12 protein-coding genes are annotated in these 16,320 nt (G+C 72.9%); 6 read left to right on the forward strand and 6 right to left on the reverse strand.

Annotated elements, in window-relative coordinates; genetic code table 11:
• Window positions 1–96: 96 nt before the first annotated feature.
• From ACH442_RS17325 to ACH442_RS17340, 4 genes are all read right to left on the reverse strand, one after another.
• A complete protein-coding gene (locus ACH442_RS17325; protein WP_396339361.1) occupies window positions 97–3,720 on the reverse strand; it encodes a UvrD-helicase domain-containing protein in 3,624 nt (1,207 codons plus the stop codon).
• A 23-nt stretch (window positions 3,721–3,743) separates the two neighbouring features.
• On the reverse strand, window positions 3,744–7,733 hold the full coding sequence (locus ACH442_RS17330; RefSeq protein WP_396339362.1) for a UvrD-helicase domain-containing protein: 3,990 nt from the start codon (window positions 7,731–7,733) through the stop codon (window positions 3,744–3,746).
• A 102-nt stretch (window positions 7,734–7,835) separates the two neighbouring features.
• Window positions 7,836–8,384: a TIGR00730 family Rossman fold protein gene (locus ACH442_RS17335; RefSeq protein WP_396339023.1), complete on the reverse strand. Its 549-nt coding sequence runs from the start codon at window positions 8,382–8,384 to the stop codon at window positions 7,836–7,838.
• Window positions 8,384–9,163, reverse strand: a complete 780-nt coding sequence (locus ACH442_RS17340) for a TIGR00730 family Rossman fold protein (RefSeq protein WP_396339024.1) — start codon at window positions 9,161–9,163, stop codon at window positions 8,384–8,386. The genes ACH442_RS17335 and ACH442_RS17340 overlap by 1 nt, the downstream gene beginning before the upstream one ends.
• A gap of 198 nt (window positions 9,164–9,361) precedes the next feature.
• Between ACH442_RS17340 and ACH442_RS17345 the strand changes: the two genes are divergently transcribed.
• Window positions 9,362–9,547, forward strand: coding sequence for a hypothetical protein (locus ACH442_RS17345; RefSeq protein ID WP_221324283.1), 186 nt, complete (start codon window positions 9,362–9,364; stop codon window positions 9,545–9,547).
• Window positions 9,548–9,553: 6 nt separating this feature from the next.
• On the opposite strand, the gene dapE is transcribed toward ACH442_RS17345, so the two are convergent.
• Window positions 9,554–10,624 carry a succinyl-diaminopimelate desuccinylase gene (gene dapE / locus ACH442_RS17350; RefSeq protein ID WP_396339025.1) on the reverse strand — a complete coding sequence of 357 codons (1,071 nt, stop codon included), beginning with the start codon at window positions 10,622–10,624 and terminating at the stop codon, window positions 9,554–9,556.
• 76 nt (window positions 10,625–10,700) lie between these two features.
• On the opposite strand from dapE, the gene dapD reads away from it, so the two are divergent.
• The gene (dapD, locus tag ACH442_RS17355; protein ID WP_396339026.1) at window positions 10,701–11,645 is read left to right on the forward strand and encodes a 2,3,4,5-tetrahydropyridine-2,6-dicarboxylate N-succinyltransferase; all 945 of its coding nucleotides are present in this window, start codon (window positions 10,701–10,703) and stop codon (window positions 11,643–11,645) included.
• Between the two features lie 127 nt (window positions 11,646–11,772).
• On the opposite strand, the gene ACH442_RS17360 is transcribed toward dapD, so the two are convergent.
• Complete coding sequence (locus ACH442_RS17360; RefSeq protein ID WP_396339363.1) at window positions 11,773–12,600, reverse strand: LysR family transcriptional regulator ArgP; 828 nt, start codon at window positions 12,598–12,600, stop codon at window positions 11,773–11,775.
• Window positions 12,601–12,670: 70 nt separating this feature from the next.
• Here ACH442_RS17360 and ACH442_RS17365 point away from each other — a divergent pair, with 70 nt between their 5' ends.
• The 4 genes from ACH442_RS17365 (at window position 12,671) to ACH442_RS17380 (ending at window position 16,311) form a co-directional block, all read left to right on the forward strand.
• Window positions 12,671–13,273: a LysE/ArgO family amino acid transporter gene (locus ACH442_RS17365; RefSeq protein ID WP_396339027.1), complete on the forward strand. Its 603-nt coding sequence runs from the start codon at window positions 12,671–12,673 to the stop codon at window positions 13,271–13,273.
• A 47-nt stretch (window positions 13,274–13,320) separates the two neighbouring features.
• Window positions 13,321–14,370, forward strand: a complete 1,050-nt coding sequence (locus ACH442_RS17370; RefSeq protein ID WP_396339028.1) for a MerR family transcriptional regulator — start codon at window positions 13,321–13,323, stop codon at window positions 14,368–14,370.
• Between the two features lie 106 nt (window positions 14,371–14,476).
• Window positions 14,477–15,226 (forward strand): class I SAM-dependent methyltransferase, encoded by a 750-nt coding sequence (locus ACH442_RS17375; RefSeq protein WP_396339029.1) that lies wholly within the window; start codon window positions 14,477–14,479, stop codon window positions 15,224–15,226.
• Window positions 15,227–15,708: 482 nt separating this feature from the next.
• Window positions 15,709–16,311 (forward strand): hypothetical protein, encoded by a 603-nt coding sequence (locus ACH442_RS17380; RefSeq protein WP_396339364.1) that lies wholly within the window; start codon window positions 15,709–15,711, stop codon window positions 16,309–16,311.
• The last annotated feature ends 9 nt before the right edge of the window (window positions 16,312–16,320 follow it).

The following is a 16,320-nucleotide window of genomic DNA, read 5'->3' on the forward strand; positions in this document are numbered from 1 at the left end:
AGCGTTCTTACACGATTACAACCATCATCGGCCCCACACCGCCATCGGCAAGACCACGCCGATCACCCGGTTGAACAACCTGGCTGGACATCACACCTAGAGCGGCTCCTCCGGGATGTCGGTGAGCAGGGCGGCCAGCGCGGTCGCGTCCATCAGGTCGGCGGGACGGACGGTCACCTGCTCGCGGACATAGTGGAACCCGGCCCGGACCCGGTTGACCGGGACACCGGCCAGGGTCGCCCAGGCGATCCGGTACGCCGAGAGCTGAACCGCGGCCGCCTCGGCCTCCGCGCCGGCCGGGCGGCGGCCGGTCTTCCAGTCGATCACGTCGAACCGGCCGTCCGGGTCGGCGAAGACCGCGTCCATCCGGCCCCGGAGCACCACGCCGCCGACCGTGGTGGCGAACGGGACCTCGACGTCGAGCGGAGTGCGGTCGGCCCACTCCCCGGTCAGGAACGCCTCCTGCAGCTCGGCCAACTCCTCGTCACCGGCCGCGCTGTCGTCGGCGGCGCCCGGCAGCTCGTCGATGTCGATCAGCCGCGCGGCGCCGAACCGCTGCTCCAGCCAGACGTGGAAGGCGGTGCCACGACGGGCGTGCGGGGCCGGGCGTTGCGGGAGCGGGCGGCGCAGGGAACGGGCCAGTGCCTGCGGGTCGCGGCGCAGGACCACGAGCTGGGAGACCGAGAGGTGCGGGGGCAGGGCGACCTCGATCGGGCCGTCCCGGCGGGTGCGTTCCGCGCGCTCGGCCAGCAGGAGTCGCGCCTCTTTGCGCCAGCGGGCGATGTCCGGGTCGGCTTGCGCGGCCACCCGGTCCACGGCCGAGGCCGCGGCCAGCACCGATTCGCGGTCCAGCGTTCCCGCCGGCACGCCGGCCCGCTCGCCCGGGCTCGGCGGGGCCTCCGAGCTGCCCGGGGCGACCGGGCTCGGCGAGGCGTCCGGGCTGGGCTGCGCGACCGGGCTCGGCGAGGCGTCCGGGCTCGGCGGGGCGTCCGGGCTCGGCGGGGCGACCGCGGAGTCACGGGCACGGTGCTCAAGCCGTACCGAATCGGGATCTTGATCTTGATTTTGGGCCAGGCCGACCAGGTCAGCCGCGAGACCGGCACGCGCGGCGACCTCGGGGTCGGAGGCGGCCAGGTCCGCGAAGGCCTCCGCGGCGGACGCGTCCGGATTCGCGATCATGCGGCGGATCAGGTCGGCGGCGGCCGCCATCGCCGGGCGGCGCAGGCCCAGCGGATCGGCCGGCCACTCGGCGACCGACACCACCTCGTCGCTCGGATTGGTCTCGCCGGGCGCCGGCTCGGGCGCCCAGACGGCCACCACCCCGGCGCCCTCCTCGCAAGTGGCACGCACCTCGTCGAGGAAGACCGACGGGCCGCGCGGGCGCTTCACGCCGTCGCCCCACCAGTAGCCGGAGCAGAGCAGCAGGCGGCGCGGGCGGGTCATCGCGACATAGGCCAGACGCCGTTCCTCCCGCACGTCGTGCTCGCGCCAGGCGCGGCTGAACTCGCCGAGCGCGTTGTTCACGTCCTTCTGCTCGACCGCCTCGTCGAGGTTCAGCTCGGGCAGGCCGGACGCGTCGCCCCGCAGCGGGAACGGCAGCACGCCGATGCCGCCGAGATAGTGGTCGGAGCCGCGGACCAGGCCCGGCCAGACGCCTTTGCACAGGCCCGCGACCGAGACCACGTCCCACTCCAGGCCCTTCGCGGCGTGCGCGGTGAGGATCTGGACCGCACCCTCGACCACGTCGACCTGGCCCGGCTCGAGGCCACGCTCCTCCTCCTCGGCCGCGGCCAGGAACGCCAGGAAACCGGAGAGCGTTCCGGTCTCGTTCTCGCTGACATACCTGGTGGCGGCCTCGCCGAGGGCGTCCAGGTGCGCACGGGCCAGGCCGGCGTCACCGGCCGCCCAGCCGCGGACGGCGACCTCGACGTCCAGCCCGACGGTCCGCTCGATGTCCGCGAGCAGGTCGGGAAGGGGCTGGTCCAGGCGCTGCCGGAGAGAGGCCAGTTCCCGGCTGTACGCCGCGAGCCGCGCGAACCCCTCAGTCGAATACTGAAGCGGGCTGCCCAGGTCGGCCATCGCCTCGACCAGCGTCGCGTCGTCCAGCCGGTCGGCGACCGCGTCCTCCTCCTCGTCCTCGCCGGACCGCGTCGCGCGGGCCGCAGCGATCGCGCGGGACCGGCGATGCAGGGCGACCAGGTCACGCGGCCCGATCCGCCAGCGCGCGCCGGTCAGCAGCCGCAGCAGCGACGCGCCGTCGGTCGGGTCGGCCAGCACCCGCAACGTGCACACCACGTCACGCACCTCGGGCGTGTCGAGCAGGCCGCCCAGGCCGACCACCTCGACCGGCAGGCCACGGGCACGCAACTCCTCCTCGATCACCGCGATCTGACTGCGGACCCGGACCAGGACCGCGCTGGTCGGGCGCCGGTCGAGCGGAATCTCCTCCGGCAGCGCCTTCGGCATCCCGGCCGCGATCCGCCAGGCGGCCAGCATCGAATCGGCAATCCAAGAAGCCTCATCCGCGTACGTCGTGAGCAGCGCACACGCCACCGTCCGCCCGCCGACCGCCTCGGCCACCCGTTCCGCCGGCCGCAAGGTGCCCACCCTGGCCCGCAGCGGCGCCGAGATCACGTTCGCCACCTGGAGGATCTCGGGGCGGTTCCGCCAACTCCGGGTCAGGCTGTGCACCCAGGCCGGGCGGCCCTCCGCGTCCGGGAACTCGGCCGGAAAACGCTCCAGGGTGCCGGCCGACGCGCCGCGCCAGCCGTAGATCGACTGGCACGGGTCACCGACCGCCGTCACCGGATGCCCGCCGCCGAACAAGTTGTTCAGCATCGTCACCTGGGCGTGGCTGGTGTCCTGGTACTCATCCAGGAGAACCACCCGGTAACGCCCGCGCTCCACCTCGCCGACCGCCGGATGGTCCCGGGCGACGATCGCGGCCCGCGACATCTGATCGCCGAAATCCATCGCCTCCAGATCGAGTTTGCGCTGCTCGTAGAGGCGGACCAGGGGCAACAGCGTGAGCCGGTGCTGCTGGCGGCGCAGCACCTCCTGCACGTCTTTGTACATTCGCCCGGGGAACGACTGCACGTCGGCGAAGAACCGGCCGGTCCAGGCGGCCAGATCATCCGGCGACTTCAAGTGCTCGGCCAGCTCGGCGGAGAGCGCCAGCACGTCGTCGGTGACCGTGCCGGGCGCGCGGTTCAGACCGGTCATCTCACCCGTGTACGCCCGGACCAGCGAATCGACGATCTGCCAGCGGGCCGCCTCGGTCAGCAGCCGGGCCGACGGCTCGAACCCGCCGCGCAGACCGTGCTCGGTGACGACACGGGCCGCATACGAGTGGTAGGTCGAGATCGTCGCCTCGCCGACCAGCGCGTCGTCCCGCCCGCCCAGCCGCCGGGCGAGCTGGCCGAGCCTCGTCCGCACCCGGTGGGACAGCTCGCCGGCCGCCTTGCGGGTGAACGTGAGACCGAGGATCTCGCCGGGATGGGCATAACCGTTCGCGACCAGCCACACCACGCGGGACGCCATCGTCTCGGTCTTGCCCGACCCGGCGCCGGCGACCACGAGCAGCGGTTTCACCGGGTGCGCGACGATCGCCGCCTGCTCGTCGGTCGGGGGCGGCAGGTGCAGCAGTCCGGCCAGCTCGGCCGGGGTGTACCGGGGTCCGGCGTCAGCCCTCGCCGCGGCAGGTCGATTCCTGGCCCGCATCGCGGCGGGCCGGCCCTCCGTGCTCATCGCGGCGGCTCCACGACCTGGCGACCCTTCCCCGAGACCGGGCAACTCGTGCGGACCGGGCAGACCCGGCAACGGCTGTTCGCCACCGCGGAGAACGTCGACGCGGCCATCGTCTCGGCCGTGCGGCGGACCATCGCATACGCCCACTGCGGATCGGTGGCCTCGGTCATCGGCACCTGCATCTGCTCGCGGGCATCCTTGCCCGGGCCGAGCTGCACCAGGGCGGCGCCGCCGGTATCCGTCCCGAACGCCTCGAACGCGCCCGCATCGACCGCCGCCTGATAGCCGGCGAGCTGCGGATTCTCCGCCACGTCGGCGGACAGAGCAGTGGACTTGCCGGTCTTCAGGTCGATCACGACGAGCCGGCCCGCCTCGTCGATCTCCAACCGGTCGACCCGGCCGGTGAGGTGGATCGGATGCCGCTCGTCCTCCAGCCGGACGGTGAACTCGTGCTCGATCGCCAGCAGCCGGCGCGGATTCGCCGCCAGCCAACGCAGCAGCTTGTCGACCATCGCCTCGGCACGCTCCTGCTCCGGGCCGGCCATCCAGCGGGCCGCCAGCTCGATCGAGTCGAAACGGGCCGACACGTACTCCACCAGTTTCTCGCGGTCGGCGTGCGCGTCCTCGGCCAGCATCGCGGCGGCGTGCACCAGGTTGCCGATGCCCTGCGCGGGGCCGGCCGGGGCCGCGCCGCCGTGCCGTTCCAGCAGCCAGCGCAGGCTGCACCGGAGCGCGGACTCCATCGCCGACGGGGTGACCTTGACCGGATCGCCGTCGTCGACCAGGGGCCGCTCGTCGGAGAGCGGCCGCAGACCCCACCACTCGTCCGGATGCGCCCCCGGCACACCGGCCGACGCGAGGTGGGCGAGCTCGGCCGCGGCGGCGCGCCTGCGGCTGGGCGTTTCGGTGGCGGAGACCACGACGGTACGGAGTTCGGCGACGAGCGCGGCGAGCGTCAACGCCCGTGGCGCGCGGCCGACGAGCAGCTCGACATCTGCGTCGTCGCCGGTGTCCGGCCCGCTCTCCCCCCGCGTGGCCTCCGGCTCCTCGCCATCACCGCCGGACCTCGCCTCGCCGCCAGATCCCGCTCCGACACCGCCGGCCCCCGCCCCGCGACCGCCAGGTCCCGCCCCGACACCGCCGGCCCCCGCCCCGCGACCGCCAGGTCCCGCTCCGACGCCGCCGGCCCCCGCCCCGCCATCCTCGCGAGCGCGCGCTGCTTCGCCGGCACCGCCGCTCGGCATTTCGGAAATGTCGGAGACAGGACGCGCGGCCTCTGCTTCGGTTGACGGGTCATCGGCCTCGTCAGGAACCGCACCGGCGGGCGATGGCTCCTCATCAGGAGCGGTCGGCGCCGTGGACGGCGGGTTGTCGTCGGGAGAACCCAGGCCCCACGGGTCGGGCTCCGCAGGGTCCGGCTCCGCAGGGTCCGGCTCCGTAGGGTCCGGCTCCGGCGGAAAGTCGTCCGGCGGCGGTTCCTCCGGGGGTGGCCCATCCGCATGCGGGTCGTCGCCCGGCCCCGGCTGCGGGCGCCGGGACGCGAGCTCCCCGAGGAAACGGCTCGGCTGCTCCTCGAGCGCCGCGCCGCCGGTGCTCGCCGAGGCGACCGCGGTGGCCACCAGGCGGCGGCGTGCCCGGGTGGCGGCCACGTAGAAGAGCCGTCGCTCCTCGTCGAGCAGCGCGGACGTCTCGGCGACGATCGCCTCCGAGCCCGCGGCGGGACGGCCCGCGACCGCGTCGACCAGGCGTTCCGAACCGAGCAGGCTGCCGCGCAGGCGCAGGTCGGGCCAGATGCCTTCCTGCACGCCGGCCAGGACGACCACGTCCCACTCCAGGCCTTTCGCGGCGTGCGCGGTGAGCAGGCGGACGGCGTCGCCGCGGTCGGCGCTGGGGGCGATCGTGTCGGCCGGGAGGTCCTGGCCGAGCACGTGGTCGAGGAACACGCCGACGCCGGCGCCGGGCAGCCGGTCGACGAACCGGGCCGCCGCGTCGAAGAGCACCACCATCGCGTCGAGGTCACGGTCGGCGGCCTCGGCCCGCCACTGCCGGGCGCGGGCGGCCTGGGCCGGGTCGGTGACGCGCAGGTCACCGGTGCTCATCGCGTACCACCGGTCGGCCAGGCCGCTCGCGCGCCAGACCGTCCAGAGCACGTCCTCGGCGGAGGCGCCGGGCTCGGCGGCCGCGGCCCGGGCCACGGTGAGCAGGCGGGCGATGGTCTGCGCCGGGCGGGCCCAGCGACGCTCGACCAGGTCGAGCCCGGCCGGGTCGCGCACCGCGTCGACCAGCAGCTCACCGGAGGGGCGCCGGTCACCGGCGGCCACCGCGAGCGCCCGCAGACCCTGCCGCAGCCGCCGCTCGGCCAGCGGGTCGGCCCCGCCCAGCGGCGAGTGCAGCAGCGCGACCGCCGCCTCCTCGTCGAGCAGCTCCGGATCCAGGGCGCAGCGCAGGAGCAGCAGGAACGGCGCGACCGCGGGTTGCAGGTGCAGCGGCAGATCCTCGGCGTGGATCACGGTCGGCACGCCGGAGGCGGCGAGCGCCCGCTGCACCGACGGCTGCTGCAGGGTGGCCGACCGCATCACCACCGCCATCCGCGACCACGGCACCCCGTAGAGCAGGTGGGCCTCGCGGAGGGCGTGCGCGATGAACGCGGTCTCCGCGGCCGGCGACCGGAACGTGCGCACCACGGCTCCCGCCAACGGCCCGAACGGCGAGATCTCGTCTCCGGTGACGTCCGCACCGTCCGGATCGGGCACGCCGAGCGCTTCGCCGCCGCCGGGCACGGCCGGCGCGGGCGCGGCAGAACCGGGCACGACAGAACCGGGCACGACAGAACCGGGCACGACAGAACCGGGCACGACAGAACCGGGCACGACAGAACCGGGCACGACAGAACCGGGCACGGCGTCGGGTGGGGGTGGCGGGACCATCAGGCGGTGGCTGATCGGGCCGCGCATCCGGCGGGCCACCCCCGCAGCAGCCGTGAGCAGGGACGGCGCCAGCCGATAGTTCGTGTGCAGGACGATCGTCTCGGCCGGCGCCCCGGCCGGGCTGCGGAACCGTTCCGGGAAGGTCGCGACGACCTCCGGATCGGCCCCACGGAAGCCGAAGATCGAGGAATCCGGATCCGCAAAGGCGACCAGGGGCTTGCCACCGCCGGCAACCTGGGCGAGCAGGTCGACCTGGGCCGGGTCGGTCTCGGCGAGCTCGTCGACGAACACGTAGGCCAGCCGGCGGCGCTCGGCGGCCAGCAGATCGGGCTCGTCGGCGAGCAGGCCGGAGGCGGCCCGGACCAGCTCGGCCGGATCGTAGGCGACCGATCCCCGGGTGGTGGCGTCGCGCAGCGAGAGGACCTCGACATATTCGCGGAGGAAGCGCGCGGCCGCGGCCCAGTCGCTGCGGCCGAGGCGGGCGGCGTGCCCGGCCAGCTCGATCGGGCCGACGCCGCGCTCGGCGGCACGCTGCATCAGGTCACGCAGCTGCTGGGCGAAGGCCCGGGTGGGCAGCGCGGGACGCAACTCCTCCGGCCAGCCGACGGTGTCGGCGGAATCCGGATCCTCGACCACGGCCAGCAGCTCACGGATGATCAGATCCTGCTCGGGACCGGTGAGCAGGCGCGGGGCGGGCTCGCCGCGCTCGGCCGCGGCTCGGCGGAGCAGACCGAACGCGTACGCATGGAAGGTCCTGACCAGTGGCTCGTGCACGATCCGAGCGGCATCGCCGGCGACGCGTGCCTCGATCCGGTCGCGCAGTGCGGCGGCGCCGCGACGGCCGAAGGTGAGCACGAGGATCCGCTCCGGGTCGACGCCCTCGGCGATCCGGGCGGCGACCGCCTCCACCAGCGCGGTGGTCTTGCCGGTGCCGGGGCCGCCGACGACCAGCAGCGGCCCGGCGGTGTGCGCGGCGACCCGGGTCTGGACCGGGTCGTCGCGCAGCTCGGGCGCGACCGGGCGCGGGCGCCGGACCAGGCGGTAGGCCGGCCGGCGCACCGGGGCGGAGGGGGCCGGCGTGCTCACGGCATCAATAAGAGCACGCCGGTACGACGTTTCCGCCGCCTCACCCGTCCGATGAAGGAGCCGGCGTAAGCGGCGTCACGCCGCGAGCACGGCCTCGAGCATGTCCAGAGCCTCCGGCACCGACCGCACCACCCGCACGGTCTCCATCACCGCGGGCCGGATGAACTTCGTCGCGACCAGTCCGTTCAGCCACTCGACCAGGCCGTCGTAGAACCCGTCCGGGTCCAGGACGACGATCGGTTTGCGGTGCACCTCCAGCGCCGACGTCGTCCACACCTCGAAGAGCTCGTCGAGCGTGCCGAGCCCGCCGGGCAGCGTGAGGAACGCGTCGGAGCGGTCGATCATCAGGTTCTTCCGGGCGGCCATGTCGTCGGTGACGATCAGCTCGTCGGAGGCGTTGTCGGCGACCTCCCAGTCGACCAGGCACTGCGGGATGATGCCGAGCGTGTGCGCGCCGGCGGTCCGGGCGCCGTCGGCGACGGTGCCCATCATGCCGACGCGGCCGCCGCCGGAGACCAGGGTGTGCCCGCGTTCGCCGAGGGCCCGGCCGGTCTCGGTGGCCAGGTCGAGCCAGCGCTGCTCCAGGGTGCTGGAGGAGCCGCAGAACACGCAGATCGCGGCCATCAGGACGACGCCTGCGAGTCGGCCAGGGCGGCGCCGGCGTTCACGATGATCTGGACGGCCTCGGCGACGTCGTCGGTGACCTGGATGAGATCCAGGTCGGCCGCGTTGATCTTGCCGTCGTCGAGCATCCGCTGCTTGATCCAGTCGAGCAGGCCGCTCCAGTAGTCGGCGCCCATCAGGATCACCGGGAACCGGGTCACCTTCCGCGTCTGGACCAGCGTGATCGCCTCGAACAGCTCGTCGAGGGTGCCGAACCCGCCGGGCAGCACCACGAACGCCTGCGCGTACTTCACGAACATGGTCTTGCGGACGAAGAAGTAGCGGAAGTCGATGCCGACGTCGACCCAGTCGTTGAGGCCCTGTTCGAACGGCAGCTCGATGCCGAGCCCGACCGACATCCCGCCGGCCTCGGTGGCGCCGCGGTTCGCCGCCTCCATCACGCCCGGGCCCCCGCCGGTGATCACCGCGTAGCCCGCCTCGGCGAGTGCGGCGCCCAGCCGGGTGGCGAGCTCGCACTCGGCGCTCTCCGGTTTGCTGCGGGCCGAGCCGAAGACGCTGACCGCGGGCGGCAGATCGGCCAGCGTGTCGAAGCCCTCGACGAACTCGGACAGGATGCGCAGCGCGCGCCAGGCGTCCTTCGTCTTCCACTCACCGCGATGGTGCGAGTCCAGCAACTTCTCGTCCGCGGTGCTCAGCGGCACGGCGTCGCGTCGTAGCGTGACCGCACCCCGGTGACGCTGCGGCGCGGCCGTCGGTCGCCCGTTGGTGCTCTCCGTCATGCGCCCAAGGTAGTGCGGACGGCCATTCTCCGGTGAATAACCGGCCGCGTTTCGGCAAGAGGATTGCGACGCGGAGACCTTTTTGCCAGATTGAAGCAACGGACGGTAGCTCTGGCACGTCTATACAGTTACCGCACCGCGCATACACGGCAGGCACGGCGCCCGGAGTCCGGGTGTCCCGGTGAAAGGGCGGCCACCGTGACGAACCGATACGAGCGCCTCAAGATGCACCGCCGCATGCAGCGGCGCATCCAGTTGGTGGTGGAGGAACGCCGGGTCGCCTTCGCGGCACGGCAGCCCGACCCGGCCTTCGACCCGGAGACCACGATGGAGGTCTCGGTGCCGCAGCGCGCGATCGGCCGGGCCGCGATCCCCCAGCTCTGACCGGGGTCAGCCGGCCAGCCAGCGGTGCAGCGTCGCGGCGCCGTCCCGGATCTGGCCGATCTCGACGTGCTCGTCCGGCGCGTGCGCCAGCGACGGGTCGCCGGGGCCGTAATTCATGGCCGGGATGCCCAGCGCCGCGAACCTGGCCACGTCCGTCCAGCCGAGCTTGGCGGCCGGCTCGACGCCGATCGAGGTGAGGAACTCGCGGGCCGGCGGCGCGTCCAGGCCCGGCAGCGCGCCCGGCGACGAGTCGACGACCTCCAGGTCGAAACCCTCGAAGACCTGCTGCAGGTGCTCGTGCGCCTGCTGCTCCGAGCGGTCCGGGGCGAATCGCAGGTTCACCTCGACGGAACACTCGTCCGGGACGACATTACCGGCAACCCCACCATTGATCCGTACGGCGTTGAGCCCCTCCCGATACGTGCATCCGTCGATCGTCACCGTCCGCGGGTGGTAGTCCTCCAGCCGGCGCAGCACCTCCCCGGCGGCGTGGACCGCGTTCACCCCGCGCCACGCCCGTGCGGTGTGCGCCCGCCGCCCGTGGGTGCGGACCACGGCGCTGACCGTTCCCTGGCAGCCGGCCTCGACCACCCCGTACGTCGGTTCGAGCAGCACCGCGAAGTCGGCGCGCAACCACTCCGGCCGCTGGTCGGCGACGAGTTTGAGCCCGTTGAACTCGGACTCGATCTCCTCGGCCTCGTAGAAGAGGTACGTCACGTCGTACGCCGGATCGGGCAGCGTCGCGGCCAGGTGCAGCGCGATCGCCACACCGGACTTCATGTCGGACGTCCCGCAGCCGTAGATCAGGTCGTCGACGACAGTGGACGGCCAGTTGTCGTTGATCGGCACCGTGTCCAGGTGACCGGCGAGCACCACGCGCTGCTCACGTCCCAGCTCGGTCCGCCCCATGACCGTGTTGCCGACCCGCTCGACGGTCAGGTGGCCGGCGCCGCGGAGGACGTCCTCGACGCAGTCGGCGATCACCTTCTCGTCGCGGGACACGGATTCGATGTCGACCAGTGCTCGGGTCAGCTCGACCGGGTCGACAAGCACGTCCGGGGTCAGCGGGTTGGCCATGTGCGCACCATACAAGGCCGTCCCGAGCAGCGGACGCACCCGATCAGCAGCCCGTGGCCCTAGTAGGGTTCACCTCGTGGATACCGCGATCTCGACTTCGCCCGCCTGGGGCATCGGTTTGGCCACCGTGACCGCCGAGGGGCAGGTGCTGGACACCTGGTTCCCGGCCGGCTTCCTGGGCCTGGGTGAGGAGCCGGCCGACCTCCCGGCGCTCCCGGCCGGGCTGACCGGCCCGAAGCTGCTGCCCGGACTCTCGACGGTCGAGGTCCGCGCCACGATCAAGTCGCTGGCCGAGCCGATCGCCGACGCCAGCGAGGCCTACCTGCGGCTGCACCTGCTCTCGCACCGCCTGGTCCGGCCGAACGAGCTGAACCTGGACGGCATCTTCGGCCTGCTGGCCAACGTCGCCTGGACCTCGGCCGGCCCCTGCCCGCCGGATCGGGTCGACGAGCTGCGCTTCCTGGAGCGCGCCGCGGGCCGGCACCTGGCCGTCCACGGCATCGACAAGTTCCCGCGGCTGACCGATTACGTCTCCCCCTCGGGTGTCCGGATCGCCGACGCGGACCGGGTCCGCCTGGGTGCGCACCTGGCCCCGGGGACGACGATCATGCACGAGGGATTCGTCAACTTCAACGCCGGCACGCTCGGCACCTCGATGGTCGAGGGCCGGATCGTGCAGGGCGTGGTGGTCGGCGACGGGTCCGACATCGGCGGCGGTTCGTCGATCATGGGCACGCTCTCCGGCGGCGGCAAGGAGAAGATCCGGATCGGCGAGCGCAGCCTGCTCGGGGCGAACGCGGGCGTCGGCATCTCGCTCGGCGACGACTGCGTGGTCGAGGCGGGCGTCTACGTCACCGCGGCGTCGAAGGTCTCGCTGCCCGACGGTCGTGTGGTGAAGGCCATCGAGCTGTCCGGTGTGAACAATCTCCTGTTCTGGCGCAACTCGGTCTCGGGCGCGCTGGAGGCCCGCCCGCGCAAGGGCACCGGCATCGAGCTGAACAGCGCCCTGCACGCGAACTGAGTTTGATTGCCTCGCTTCGCCCGGCGCCATTGCGCCCTTTCCGGCCGTGTCGCGGCCACCGAGAACGACCACGGCTTCGCCTAGCCGTTTTCGGTGGCCTCGGCCCCGGCGGGCGCAATGCGTGTGTTCACCGGTGCCGGAGCGCTTGGGCGGCGGCCGTGCGGACGGCGGCCGTCACCTCGTTGAGCAGGGCCGACTCGATCCGCCAGCACTGCCAGTAGAGCGGGATGTCGAGAAACCTGCCCGGATATATCTGGACATATTCGCCGGACTGGAGCAACGGTCCCGCGTTCTGCTCGGGTACCGTTCCCCAGCCCAGTCCCAGCCGGATCGCCTCGTTGAACGCCGCGGCCTGTGGCACGTAGTGGATCCGCTCGGCCGGCCGCATCCCCACCAGCGTCAGGAACCGGTTCTGGAGCTGGTCCTTGCGGTCGTAAACGATCATCGGGGCGGTGGCGAAGTCAACCCCGGGCGCGGCGACCGCCAGGTAACGCATCGAACCCAGCCGCTCCACCCGGCACCCCTGAACGGCCACGTTCTCCGCGGTCACGGCCGCCATCGCCGTACCGGATCGCAATAGGTCCGCGGTGTAATCCTGATCGTCGGTGTGCAGCTCGAACGTCGCGCCCGGAACCCGGGTCAGCACCGGCAGGAACCAGGTGTTCAGCGAGTCCGCGTTCACCACGATCGAGATCCGCGTGCCGCCGCGGGCCTGTTCCAGGGCTTCCCGTTCCAGCAGGGCCACCTGCCCGGCGAACCGGACCAGCGCTTCCCCCGCCACCGTCGCCGTGCACGGCTTGGCCCGGCGGACCAGCACCTGGCCGACCGCCCGTTCGAGTGCCTTGATCCGCTGGCTGACCGCCGACGGGGTGACGTGCAGCGCCCGCGCCGCCGCCTCGAAGCTGCCGTACTCGACGACGGCCTGGAACGTCTCCAGCTGTACCTGGTCCACGATTAAGTATCGCTAATTCATCCTGAAAATCTTTAGCTGGATTTCACAGCCGTATGAACCCTAGCGTCGGGATGTGCTCACCTCCGCCGCTGCCGGCTTCATCGCCTCCGCCGTGTTGATCATCGCCATCGGTGCTCAGAACGCCTTCGTCCTCCGCCAGGGCCTGCGTCGCGAACACGTCATCCCGGTCGTCCTGACCTGCGCCCTCTCCGACCTGGCGCTGATCTCGGCCGGCATCGCCGGGCTCGGCGCGGTCATCGCCGCGCAGCCCGGCCTGGTCACCGCGATCCGCTGGATCGGCGCCGCGTTCCTGATCGGGTACGCCGTCCTCGCCGCCCGCCGCGCGCTGCGCCCGGCCGGCAGCCTCGACCCGGCCGGTCAGGCCCCCGCCACGCTCCGCGCGACCCTGCTCACCTGCCTGGCCCTCACGTACCTCAACCCGCACGTCTACCTGGACACCGTCCTGCTGCTCGGCTCGGTCGCGCAGCAGCACGCCCACCGCTGGTCCTTCGGCCTGGGCGCGGCGGCGGCCAGCCTCAGCTGGTTCGCCGTACTCGGCCTCGGCGCGCACAAGCTCGGCCCGCTGCTGGCCCGGCCCGGCGCCTGGCGGATCCTGGACGGCCTGATCGCACTGGTCATGGCCGGCGTCGCCGCGACATTGCTGCTGGGCGCTTGACCCTCGACCAGGTCGAGACACCAGGGTCATCGGCTGTGAGGAGCGAGATGCGGACGATCGGCGAGGCGGCCCGGGCCAGTGGACTGTCAGTGAGCGCCCTGCGCTGGTATGACGGCGCCGGCGTCCTGGTCCCGGCCGTGGTGGACCCGGCGACGGGCTACCGCCGGTACACCGCCGACCAGATCAAGGCGGCCCGGCTGATCGCGGGCCTGCGCCGGGTCGGCATGCCGGTCGCCGAGATCGCGGAAGCGGTGCGTGACCTCGAGCACCCCGGCCGCGTCCGGGCCCGGCTCGACGCCCACCAGGCCCGCCTCGAGGCCGGGCTCGCCGACGCCCGCCGCGAACTCCTCCGCCTGCACACCCTGCTCGACCTGGAGGAGAACCTGATGACCCGCATCACCCTGTCCGCTTCTGATCTCAAGGCCGCGCTCACCGCGGTCCGCTTCGCGGCCGCCGACCCGATCCCCGGCCTGCCGCTGCCCGGCGGCGTCCTGTTCGAGACCGGTGAAGGCACGCTGACCCTGGTCGCGACGGATCGCTACCGGCTCGCGGTGGCGACGGCGCCGGCCACGGTGGAGGGTCCGCCGGCCCGGCAGTACCTGCCGACAGCCTTCGCCGACGAGCTCCTGCGGCTCGGTTCCGGCCCCGCTTCCCTCGACCTCAATGCCGATTCTGTACGTACGGAAGTGGCCGGCGCCGAGCTCCGGGCCGCCCCGCTCGACGTGGACTTCCCGGACTACCGCCGGCTGATCGGCCCCGCCGGCACGGACACCCGCCGGGTCGCCGTCGGCCGGGAGGAGCTGCGCGAGCTGCTCTCGTCGGCGCCCGAGGTGCGCCGGGAGCACGACGGTACGGCGTACCCCGTAGCGATCCTCGCCTTGAGCCCGGAAGGTGGCCTGCGTGTCGCCGAGGAGTCGGAGTGGACCGCCGACAGCACCGCGCATGTGGCGGTCAACCGGGAGTTCCTGCTCCAGGCCGTCGACGCGGGCGGCACCGGCCAACTGCTGCTGGAACTCGACGGGCCGGTGCGGCCGCTGACGATCCGGGCGGGCGGCGACGAGTCCCGTTTCTCCGTCCTGATGCCGGTCCGGGCCTGACTGTCCCACCGCGCAGGGTCGCGGATTGAACACGGTTCAGCCACGACTTCCGTAGACAGCGAGACCATCGCGACTTTGAGCGCAGGCTCTGGCTACCGTCGGCGTTGTGCGCAGCAGCCCGCCGGATGACGACCTCAACACCGCGGCGGCCGGCGCGTCCATGACCGGGTGGGAGTTCGCCTGGCTGGACGGGCTGGCCGTCGCGGCCGAGCCCTCCTGGTCGTACCCGGAGATCGCCCGGCCACTCGTGCGGCCGGCCGGCAGCCTGCTCGACCTGGACACCGGCGGCGGCGAGCTGCTGGCCGAGCTGGCGCCCCTCCCGGCGTACACGGTGGCGGTCGAGAGCTGGACCCGCAACACCCCGATCGCCCGCGAGCGGCTCGCCCCGTTCGGCGTCGAGGTGCTCACCGAGCTGCCCGCCGGGGAGGACGAGTTCGACGTCGTCCTCAGCCGGCACGGGCGCCTCCCCGCCGCCGACGTCGCCCGCCTGCTCAAGCCGGGCGGCGTGCTGCTCACCCAGCAGGTCGGCAGCGACGACCTGGCCGAGCTGAACGACGCGCTCGGCGCCCCGCCCCCGTCCCCGCGCCGGTGGGACGCCGAGGTCGCGGTCGAGGCCCTGACCGCGGCCGGCCTACGGGTGACCGACGTGCGCGAGGAGCACCCCGGGCTCGCCTTCCGCGACATCCGGGCCGTCGTGCACCACTTGCGGACGGTGCCGTGGCAGGTGCGGGACTTCACCCCCCAGCGGTACGAACGTGAGCTCGCCCGCCTCGCGGCGGTCATCCGCGCTCGTGGCGAGTTCACCGTCCGGGCGCACCGGTTCCTGCTCCAGGCTCAGCGGCCGGCAGAGGCATAGGAGCGAAGCCCTTTCAGGAGAACGCGGCTTCGATCGGCTTGACCCGGCGGGCAGGCCGCGGCCGCGCCGCCTGCGGTGACCGGCGACGGGCCCGGCGCCCGCACCGACCGGGGTGACCGGATCGCCGGCGACGCCCGCGGGCCGGCGCGGGGCACCGCGGCGATCGCGGATTTCCGGTCGCCGGGTGGGGGCTGCTAACGACTCGTCCGTGCAGGTCATGGGCGTGTCGGGCAGCAAACTGGACGGTGCGGCAGGGATTCTGGGAGCAGCCCGATCCCTCGGGCGGGGTAAACCGGTTGGGTGGATCGTTCCGATTTATGCGCCTACAACGGCGGACGGAAAACCGATCACATCGGACATCTCTATCAGGGAACGTTGAATGTACGCCAGCCTGGCCCTTTCACCGGCGTCCGAGGAGGAGCGAGCCGCATGCCCGAATTGAGCGACCCGCCCGCGGCAGCCGCTCCCGGAGCCGGCTCGTGATGCGGCGGGACGTGCTGACCAACGCGACGCGCGGCGCCGGGCCGCCGGAGGGCCGGATCGAGCTGGGCACCGCGGATCACGAGGAGCCGACCTGGGAGGTGCGGGCACCGCGGAAGCGCCGGTTCGACCGGCGGTCGCGGACCATCCTGGGGCTGGCGGCGCTCGCGGCGATCCTGGCGAACGCCGGTGCGGCCTGGGCCTACTGGAAGATCACGCAGCCGAGCCGGCCGGCCGGGCCGACGCCGGTCGCGGTCGACATGGTGCTGCGTGGGCGCAACGACTCGAGCCGGGCCCTGCGGCCCGGTGATACCGGAAAACTGCTGGTCACGGTGACCAACGACAAGAACGTGCCGATCCGGATCACCTCGATCACGATGGGCCCCGGTACCGTGGTGGCCGACGCGCAACACCGGGACGCGGGATGCGTCGACCCCGGGGTGCGGATGAAGCAGCCGGTCTTCCCGGTCTCCTGGGAAGTGGCGCGGAACACCATCGGCGCGTTCGCCGTGGACCAGGCGCTGACCATGCCGCACGGCGTGCCGAAAGCTTGCATCGGGGCGACGTTCACCGTTCCGTTACGGGCCGACGGCGTCCAGCGCTGAGGTTTCTCC

This window comes from Actinoplanes sp. NPDC020271 (assembly GCF_044388125.1).
GTDB lineage: Bacteria > Actinomycetota > Actinomycetes > Mycobacteriales > Micromonosporaceae > Actinoplanes.

Bases quoted from the DNA above. Each gene is read 5' to 3' on its own strand.
- ACH442_RS17340 (WP_396339024.1), bottom strand. From the start codon at position 9,163: ATGACGGAGAGCACCAACGGGCGACCGACGGCCGCGCCGCAGCGTCAC.
- dapE (WP_396339025.1), bottom strand. From the start codon at position 10,624: ATGGCCAACCCGCTGACCCCGGACGTGCTTGTCGACCCGGTCGAGCTG.
- ACH442_RS17325 (WP_396339361.1), bottom strand. From the start codon at position 3,720: ATGCGGGCCAGGAATCGACCTGCCGCGGCGAGGGCTGACGCCGGACCC.
- ACH442_RS17370 (WP_396339028.1), top strand. From the start codon at position 13,321: ATGCGGACGATCGGCGAGGCGGCCCGGGCCAGTGGACTGTCAGTGAGC.
- ACH442_RS17335 (WP_396339023.1), bottom strand. From the start codon at position 8,384: ATGGCCGCGATCTGCGTGTTCTGCGGCTCCTCCAGCACCCTGGAGCAG.
- ACH442_RS17380 (WP_396339364.1), top strand. From the start codon at position 15,709: ATGCGGCGGGACGTGCTGACCAACGCGACGCGCGGCGCCGGGCCGCCG.